Source organism: Mesorhizobium sp. Cs1321R2N1 (assembly GCF_037179725.1).
Taxonomy (GTDB): domain Bacteria; phylum Pseudomonadota; class Alphaproteobacteria; order Rhizobiales; family Rhizobiaceae; genus Mesorhizobium; species Mesorhizobium salmacidum.
In genome coordinates, this window is sequence record NZ_JAPYKP010000189.1 from 1 (window position 1) to 8,751 (window position 8,751).

Here is an 8,751-nt window from a genome sequence, read left to right on the forward strand (position 1 = left end):
GCAGAAGGTCGAGCGCCTTGCCGACTGCGGCGGCGGTAAACGCGGTGAGCAGGGCCGCGCCATCCTCGGCGTTCAGGCCGTCGGCCATGGCGGCGCCGAAGTCGAAACGGTCGAGCGATTTCGGATAGGCCTTGGTCAGATAGGGATGCTGCAACAGCTTGGCGAGCCGGGCTTCGTCCACCTTGCCCGCGCGGCCCAGCGCGCCGTCACGGTCCATTTCGCCGAGCCCTTTCGACTTGATGAAATCGTTGAGCGGCGCATTGGCGGGGCCGGTGTCGAAGGCGATGACATTGTCGGCGCCGTCCCACCAGGTGATGTTGGCGACACCGCCGAGATTGAGCACGGCCACCTCGCCACTGGCGCCGGCACTGCGCATCAGCGCGGTGTGATAAGCGGCCGCCAAGGGCGCGCCTTGCCCGCCGGCGCGCATGTCGGCCGAACGGAAGTCATAGGCGACCTTGGTGCCCAATATCGAATGCATCAGCTCGCCATCGCCAAGCTGGCAGGTCTGGCCGAGCCGTCCGACCTGCGGCGCGCGATGCAGCACGGTCTGGCCGTGGAAGCCGACGACGCCGATATCGGCCATTCTCATGCCGTAACCTTCGACGAGTTCCTTCACCGCTGCCGACTGGGCGCGGGTCAGGACTTCCTCGGCTTTGCGGAAGATCCCCGGTTCTGGCCCGGTGAAATTCCAGGCCCTGGCCGCCGTCAGCGTCTCTTCCAGCAAGGACCGGATCGACGGGGGATAAGGCATCAGCCGGTAGGTGCCGAAATCCTCGATCCGCTCGCCATCGGTCTTGATCAGGGCGACATCGATGTTGCCGTCAAGCACGGTGCCGGTCATCAGGCCGACGGCCCAGATTGGTTCCATGGTCTATCCCTAGCCCCTGTTGATGAGATCGCCGACCGCCTGCCGCAGCGAGACGATGCCGCTGTCGAAATGACGTGTCGGATGGATGCGGTTGGTGAGCAAGGTCCACGCCTTGCCCTTGTCGAAGTCTATCCACAGTCCCGTGCCGGTAAAGCCGGTATGGCCGATCGTTCCCGGACTGCATAACGCACCGCCGGACCAGCCTTCGTAAGGTCGTTCCCAACCATGGGTGCGGGTGGCCGACAAGGGCTCGCGCATCAGCGCGATCGATTGTTCGGATGCGCCGGTTCCGTCCAGCAATCCCTGGGCGAAATCGAGCACCGAAGCGGCCATACCGAACAGGCCGGCGTGCCCAGCCCCTTGCAACGCCGAGCAATTGTCGTCGTGCACCTCGCCGGACAGCACGCGGTGGCGCCAGGTGCAATCCTCGGTCGCCGCGGCGGCATCGGGTTCCGTGGACCAGGCAAAGCCCGGGCCGGGCTCCATGGCGCGAATGCTCTTGCCCGAAAGCCGCTCCAGCGCAAAGCCGAGCAGGATGAAGTTGATGTCGGAATAAACCGGGTCGCGCGCCCGCCATTCACGCTGCAGGATGAAGGCGCGCAGCAGTTCGGGATCGCGTCCATAGGTGTAGATCGGCTCGACTGCGGGAAAGGGCGTCTGGTGGCCGAGGCACTGGCGGAAGGTCACCTTCCGCTGCCAGGCGTTGGCGTCATACTGGCGAAGGTCGGGGAGTACCGAGATCAGCGGCGCGTCGAGATCGATGATGCCGTCCTGCGCCAGCGCCAGGATTCGCGGCGTGGTGAAGATCACCTTGGTCAGCGACGCCAAGTCGAACCAGGTGTCTTCCCGCATCGGCCGCGGCTTCGGCACGAGCTGCGCCGAGCCGATTGCGCGGACGATGCGGTCGCCATTCCTGTCGACGACGCCGAGCACGCCGCCGGGGATGCGTTTGGCGGTCACTGCCGTTGCGAGTGGCTGGAATGCACGATCGAAGACCTGGGTGAGGTCGGTCAACGCCGGCCTCCTTCGGATAGGTAGCTCTCTACGGCGCCCCCCTCTGTCCTGCCGGACATCTCCCCCTCTAGGGGGGAGATCGGATGTTGCATCGGCCTTCGCCAATCTCCAACGTCCGATGGCTGGCGCCGCGCACGAGCTGGCAATCTCCCCCCTAGAGGGGGAGATGCCCGGTAGGGCAGAGGGGGGCGCTGTCCCGCAAACATCTCTAAGCCTCCACCCTCGCCATATGATCCCCTCCAAACCGCTCCCATCTCGCCGGAGCCGGCTCAAACCCCTGCGGCCTGACCAGCGACGGCACCTGGCGCGTGTCGATCTCGAAATGCTCGTGCCGCCGGTCGATGGTCGGAACGGCGGCGATCAGCTTCTTCGTATAGGAATGCCTCGGCTTCGACAGCACGGACCGCGCGTCGCCGATCTCGACGATCTGGCCGGCATAGATGACCGCGATGCGGTGCGCGATCCGCTCGACCACGGCCATATCGTGCGAGATGAACAGATAGGCCAGCGCATATTCGCGCTGCAGGTCGAGCAGCAGCTCCAGCACTTTGGCCTGCACCGAGACATCGAGCGCCGACACCGCTTCGTCGAGAACCACGACGGACGGGTTGAGCATCAGCGCGCGGGCGATGCACAGTCTTTGCCGCTGGCCGCCGGAGAATTCGTGCGGATAGCGCTCAAGGCTGTTCTTGGGCAGGCCGACGCGTTCGAGCAGGCCGGCCATTCTGGCCCGGGTTTGGGCATCCACCCGCCCACCGGTGGCAATCACCGGTTCGCCCAGGATGCTTTCGATGGCCAGCCTCGGGTTGAGCGAGGCGTAGGGGTTCTGGAACACCATCTGCACGGGTTTGGCGCCGCGCTCCGCCGACGCCATTCGGTTGGCGACCGAGAAGCTGCCGCGCGTCGATCGCACCAGCCCCAGCACCGCCTTGGCGGTGGTGGATTTGCCCGAGCCGCTCTCGCCGACGATGGCCAGCGTCTCGCCTTGCATCAGGTCGAAATCGACACCGTCGACGGCATGCACCGCGCCGGTGGCACGGCTGAAGAAACTGCTCTTCAGGGGAAACCGCACGACGAGCCCATCGACCTTCAAGGCCGGTTGCGTGTTCGCGGCCTTGTCGCGCTGTCCGTCCACGCGTGTCGCCCGGCCGCTGGCGAAATGCGGCACGTCCTGCAGCAGATGCTGCGTGTAGGGATGTTGGGGCCTGTCGAGAATCTGGTTCAGTTCGCCCTGTTCCACGGCCTGGCCGTTCTGCATCACCATCACCTTGTCGGCGATGCCGGCAACCAGACCGATATCGTGGGTGATGAAGATCATCGACATGCCGCTTTCGCGCTTCAGCTCGGCCAGCAGCGCCATGATCTGCGCCTGCACCGTCACATCGAGCGCCGTCGTCGGTTCGTCGGCGATCAGCAGACGCGGATTGCAGGCGAGCGCAATGGCGATCATCACCCGCTGCAGCATGCCGCCGGACAACTGGTTGGGTGTGTATTTCAGCCGTCGCGCGGCATCTGGAACGCGCACGCGGTCGAGCGCGTCCCTGGCTGCCGCCGTGGCTTGCCGGCCTGTCAGCCCGCGATGCAGGCGGAATGACTCCTCGATCTGGGTGCCGATGGTCAGCACCGGGTTGAGCGAGGTCATCGGTTCCTGGAAGATCATGCCGATCTCGGCACCGCGAATGCCGGTCAGTTGCGGTTCACTCGCCGCTGCCAACTCGAAGACGATTCCATCAGCCCGCTTCAGCTTCATGGAACCGCCGGTGATGCGGCCGCCGCCGAAATCGACGAGCCGGTTGATCGACAGCGCCGTCACCGACTTGCCCGAGCCGCTTTCGCCGACAATGGCCAGCGTCTCGCCGTCGGCGAGGTCGAAGCTGACACCGCGCACCACCTCATTGGCCTTGGGATTGCGGCCGAAGCCGACGCGCAGGTCCGAGACCGACAGCAGCGGGGTCATGCCAACGCGCTCCGCATCCTCGGGTCGAGGATGTCGCGCAAGGCGTCGCCCAAAAGGTTGAAGCCGAGGATGCTGATCATGATCGTCAGGCCCGGGAAGATCATCAGCCAGGGTGCCGTCTCCATCAAATTGCGACTGTCGCTCAGCATCAGGCCGAGCGAGGCGGCGGGCGGTTGAGTGCCAAGGCCGAGAAAGCTCAAGCCGGCTTCGGTCAGCAGCGCCCAGGCGAGCGCCAGCGTCACCTGCACGGTCAACGGCGCCACGAGGTTGAGCAGCAGATGCCGCGTGACGATATAGCTCGAACTGCTGCCGAAGGTGCGCGCGGCGTCGACGAATTCGCGTGTCTTGAGCGACAGCGCGGGGCCGCGCACCACGCGCGTGAAGATCGGCGTGTAGACGATGCCGATGGCCACCACGCTGGTCCATGTGCCCGGTCCGGCGACGGTGACGATAAGCAGCGCCAGAAGGATCGCCGGGAAAGCCAGCAGCACGTCCATGATGCGCATCACCACGCCGTCCCAGCGGCGCCCGAGCCACGCGGCCGCCAGCCCCAGGACCGTTCCGGCAAGGGACGCGAAGGCTACGGAGAAGAAGGCGACCGTAAAGGACTGGCCGATGCCCGCCATCAGGCGGCTGGCGACGTCGCGGCCGAACAGGTCGGTGCCCATCCAGTAGGCGGCGCCGGGCGCGTGCAGCCGGTCGATACGGTATTGCGTGATCGGATTGTGCGGCGTCAACCCCAGCAGGCCAAGGATGGCGAGCAGCAGATAGACGCACACGATGAAGCCGCCGACGCGGCCGCTGCCATGGCCGAAGATGGCACGCAGGATTCGCATCACTGTTCCCCCAGCCGGATGCGCGGATCGAGCGCGACATAGGCGAGGTCGACCAAGAGATTGACGATCATGAAGTTGAAGGCGATGAACAGCACGCTCCCCTGCACCAGCGCGTAGTCGCGCTGCAGGATGGCATCGAGCACCATGCGTCCGAGGCCGGGCAGGGCATAGATTTGCTCGACGATGACGGCGCCGCCCAGGAGGTAGCCGAACTCTATGCCGCTAAGCGTCACCACCGGGATCAGCGCATTGGGCAAAGCGTGCCGCCAGATGACACTGCGCGCCGAAGCGCCCTTGCTGCGGGCCGTGCGGACATAATCGTCGCTCAACACGTCCAGCATCGCCGAGCGCGCGATGCGGGTGACCGACGCCGCGAAGGCGAAGCCGAGCGTGATGGCGGGCAGGATCAGCTGGCTGAGATTGCGCAAGGGATCCTGCCAGAGCGGTGCGAATTCGCCCATCGCCGGCAGCACGCCGAAGCCGGCCGACAGCGTGTAGATGATCAAGAGGCCAAGCACGAAACTCGGCGTCGACTGGCCGATCATGGCGACGATGCGCACCCCAAGGTCGGACGGTTTTTCGTTGTGCGTGGCGGCATAGATGCCGGCCGGCATGCCGACGAGAAGCGCGATGCTCATTGACAGCACTGCCAATTCCAGCGTCAGCGGAAAACGCTCGAGGATCACGTCGAGAGCCGGCCTGCCATAGGTGACGGAGATGCCGAAATTGCCGTGCAGGATGCCGCCGATCCAGCGCCAGTATTGAACGAACCAGGGTTGGTCGATGCCGAAATAGGCGGCGAGCGAATCCCGTTGTGCCGGCGTCAGCAGGCCGGCCTCGGTGCCCAGCATCGCCGTGATCGAATCGCCAGGCACCATCCTGATCGCGACGAAGACCAGGATGGATACGCCAAGCAGGACGAGAGGAAACGTCGCCAGCCGTCGCAAGAGATAGTTCACGCCAGGAAAACCTCTCGTCCCGTTGCCGAATCCGGCGCTATTGGATCGTCACCTTGCTCAGGCTGAACAGTGTGCCGGTCGGCGTCGGGACGAAGCCGGCGATGTTCTTCTGCTGGGCCGTGTAGCTGTAGGAGGTGTAGAGCCAGATCCAGGGCGACATTTCGGCGAGGTGCTTCTCGAACGCGGCGAAGATCGCCTTGCGTTTGGCCGGATCGGTCTCGGCGCGGCCCTGCTGCATCTGGCTGTCCAAAGTATCGTCGATGTAGTTCGCCACCTTCTGCAGATTGCCGGCCTTGGTCCAGTAGCGGTTGTACACGGTGTAGGGGTCGGCGCGGCCGCCATTGAGTGCGATCGCCATGTCGAAATCGCCCTTCAGCCAGGCGTCGACATAGACATTGAGCTCCATCATCTTGATGTCGAGCTTGACGCCGATTTCGGCGAGCTGCGACTGGATGACCTGGGCTTCCGCCGCCGCCGTCGGCGGCTCGCCGGTGGCGCCGATCACGGTCGCCGAAAAGCCGTCGGCAAAGCCGGCCTCGGCCATCAGCTTCTTGGCCTTTTCGACATCGCGCTTGTAGCAGAACAACTGGCTCGGATCGGTCGCCAGCGCTGGGATGGTCAGCGGTCCGGTGACCTTGCCTTCGCCCAGCGCGGCGGTGTCCAGCACCTCCTGCCGGTCGATGGCGCAGGAGATCGCCTGGCGCACCTTGAGCTCGGTCATCGGCTTGCGCGATGGGTTGAGCTGCAGCACGTTATAGGCAAGCACCGGTACACGGTTCAATTGCAGGTTGGCTTCTTTCGGCACCAACGTGGCGACGAGCGGGTCGTTGAGCAGGGCGAAATCGATCTGCTTGGTGCGCATGGCGGCGAGGATCGCCGCCTCGTCGGGCAGCACGCTGATCTCGATGCCGTCGACGCCGGTCGCGCCGCCGGCCCAGTCCTTGTTGGCGCTCAGGACTTCCTTGGCGTTGGGGTCCCATTTGTCGAGCTTGAACGGGCCGGAACCAACCGCCTTGGTGCCGATCGATCCGGCCTTGATTTCAGCAGCCGGAACGATGGCCGCGTTGACGTCGCTCATCGCCGTCAGGATCGGCGCGTCGGGCTGCGAGAGGTGGAACACGACGGTCGCCGCATCAGGCGTGTCGATGCTGGCGATCGACAGGAAGTTGGCGCGGGCGGCGGCGCCCGTCTTCTCGTCGAGGATGCGCTCGAACGACGCCTTGACGTCGGCGGAGGTCACCGCCGTGCCGTCCTGGAATTTCGCCTTGGGATCGAGCTTGAAGGTCAGCTCCTTGCCGTCTTTCGAGAATTCCCAGGAGGTGGCGATGGCGGGGATGATCTGCAGGCTGGCGTCGAGCCGCACCAGCGGCTCGTAGATGAGCTCCAAAAGCCGCAGCGACGAGAACGCCGTCTGCTTGTGCGGGTCAAGCCCGGTGGCGTCCTGCGACCAGGCCATGTGCAATGTCGCCGCCTGCGCCGAAACCGTGGCAATGCCGAGCATCGCGGCAAGGGTGATGCCCGAAAGCAGCCTTCCTGTAAGATGAACCATTCTCGTCTCCCATTATTGAACTCGATGCCTTGCAGTGTCCGCGGGCCGCTTCCAAGGCACACATGCTTTGGAGTATCGGCCCAGTCTATGCGGCTTGACGCCGTCTTGTCTAAAGCGGCTTCACGCCGTCTTGTCTAAAGCGGCTTCAGCCGTCTTGTCTAAAGTGGCCTCAGGCCGCTTCGTCGCTGATCGCCTTTCGCAGGAACCCTCCGGCCTTGGCCAAAGCAGCTCGCGCCGCTTCGACGTCGAGGCCGGTGATGGTCACCAGGATCGCCAGCTTGACGTCATTGCCGGTCCGGTCGAGCGCCCGCCGCGCCTGCCGCGCGGTGCAGCCGGTCGTCTGCATGACGATCCTGATCGCCCGGGCGACCAGCTTCCTGTTCGACGGGTTCAGGTCGACCATCAGGTTCTGGTAGCTCTTGCCGATGCGGATCATCGAAGCCGTGGTCAGCATGTTGAGCACCAGCTTCTGTGCTGTTCCCGATTTCAGCCGCGTCGAGCCGGTGAGCACCTCGGGACCGACGACCGGCGAGATGGCGATCTCGGCGATGCCGGCAATGGCCGATGCCGGATTGCAGGACAGGGCGACGGTCGTCGCGCCGATCTGCTTGGCATAGGTCAGCCCGCCGATCACATAGGGCGTGCGCCCGCTGACCGCGATGCCGACCACCACGTCGTCAGGTGTGAGCGTGATGTCCTGCAAGGCCTTGGCGCCCATCTTCGGGTCATCCTCGGCGCCTTCCGTTGAGCGCACCAGCGCATCGGACCCACCGGCGATCAGGCCGACCACCATGCCTTCGGGCACGCCGAACGTGGGCGGGCACTCCGAAGCGTCGAGCACCCCGAGCCTGCCGCTGGTGCCGGCGCCGATATAGACAAGCCGCGCGCCTTTCTGGAAGGCGAGCACGATCCGGTCCACCGCGGCGGCGATTTCCGGCAGCACCTTTTCGACGGCCGCAGGGACAAGCCTGTCCTCGTCATTGATCCTGCGCAGCACGTCGATGGTCGGCATCAGGTCAATGTCGACGGTCCCTGGATTCCGGCCTTCGGAAACCAGCCGGTCCAGCTCAGACATCAACCGTTGCTCAGTCATCCCAATGCCTTCAAAAATTCTGCTGCGCAGTCCGGCATGGCTCGACGGGCAACCGGTCATCGCAGCTTCTCCTGTTAACTTTTTAGAATTTGATATTCACATCGTCAACAGAGATTTGGAATATTTAATTCCTACACTTGCCAGCTATCCCTTGCAGACCGACCTCTTGGCAAGAATGATCGCTCCGGACACGGCGTCGCCGTCAGCGGGTTTCAGGCGGCGCCGGACATCGGGGGAAAGCCAGGGCTCGAGCGGGCTGGCGAGGCCACCCAGCAAGGTCACGCGCGGCGCGCCTTTTTCGAACAGCACCCGCACCAGCGTGTCGATCTGTTCTGCCGCGCTTTGCACGATGCGGCGTCCGGCGGGATCGCCCTGGTCGGCATGGCGCATCACCATCGGTGCAAGTGCGGCATAGTCCGTGGCGCTGGCGCGGTCCATCCAGGCGACGGCCTCCATCGGGTCGCCCGCGAAG

The 8,751-nt window shown here is 64.8% G+C and carries 7 protein-coding genes and 1 pseudogene; all 8 read right to left on the minus strand.

The genetic code is table 11. From position 1 onward, the window contains the following. Window positions 1–871 (minus strand): anhydro-N-acetylmuramic acid kinase (locus O7A61_RS29145; RefSeq protein WP_337132701.1); only part of this gene is annotated, 871 nt, incomplete at its 3' end. 9 nt (window positions 872–880) lie between these two features. Further along, window positions 881–1,885, minus strand: coding sequence for a serine hydrolase domain-containing protein (locus O7A61_RS29150; protein ID WP_337132702.1), 1,005 nt, complete (start codon window positions 1,883–1,885; stop codon window positions 881–883). 208 nt (window positions 1,886–2,093) lie between these two features. Further along, window positions 2,094–3,842, minus strand: coding sequence for an ABC transporter ATP-binding protein (locus tag O7A61_RS29155; protein WP_337132703.1), 1,749 nt, complete (start codon window positions 3,840–3,842; stop codon window positions 2,094–2,096). Further along, on the minus strand, window positions 3,839–4,678 hold the full coding sequence (locus O7A61_RS29160) for an ABC transporter permease (RefSeq protein WP_337132704.1): 840 nt from the start codon (window positions 4,676–4,678) through the stop codon (window positions 3,839–3,841). The genes O7A61_RS29155 and O7A61_RS29160 overlap by 4 nt, the downstream gene beginning before the upstream one ends. Continuing rightward, window positions 4,678–5,637 (minus strand): ABC transporter permease, encoded by a 960-nt coding sequence (locus O7A61_RS29165; protein WP_337132705.1) that lies wholly within the window; start codon window positions 5,635–5,637, stop codon window positions 4,678–4,680. Before O7A61_RS29165 ends, O7A61_RS29160 begins: the two co-directional genes overlap by 1 nt. Window positions 5,638–5,674: 37 nt before the next feature. Continuing rightward, window positions 5,675–7,186 (minus strand): ABC transporter substrate-binding protein, encoded by a 1,512-nt coding sequence (locus tag O7A61_RS29170; RefSeq protein ID WP_337132706.1) that lies wholly within the window; start codon window positions 7,184–7,186, stop codon window positions 5,675–5,677. Window positions 7,187–7,355: 169 nt separating this feature from the next. Beyond that, entirely contained in the window at window positions 7,356–8,279 is a 924-nt protein-coding gene (murQ, locus tag O7A61_RS29175; protein ID WP_337132707.1) for an N-acetylmuramic acid 6-phosphate etherase, read from the minus strand. A 144-nt stretch (window positions 8,280–8,423) separates the two neighbouring features. Further along, a pseudogene (locus O7A61_RS29180) lies at window positions 8,424–8,751 on the minus strand (N-acetylglucosamine kinase); the annotation flags it as partial.

Coding starts and splice junctions, on each gene's coding strand:
- O7A61_RS29155 (WP_337132703.1), bottom strand. CDS start 3,842: ATGACCCCGCTGCTGTCGGTCTCGGACCTGCGCGTCGGCTTCGGCCGC.
- O7A61_RS29160 (WP_337132704.1), bottom strand. CDS start 4,678: ATGCGAATCCTGCGTGCCATCTTCGGCCATGGCAGCGGCCGCGTCGGC.
- O7A61_RS29170 (WP_337132706.1), bottom strand. CDS start 7,186: ATGGTTCATCTTACAGGAAGGCTGCTTTCGGGCATCACCCTTGCCGCG.
- murQ (WP_337132707.1), bottom strand. CDS start 8,279: ATGACTGAGCAACGGTTGATGTCTGAGCTGGACCGGCTGGTTTCCGAA.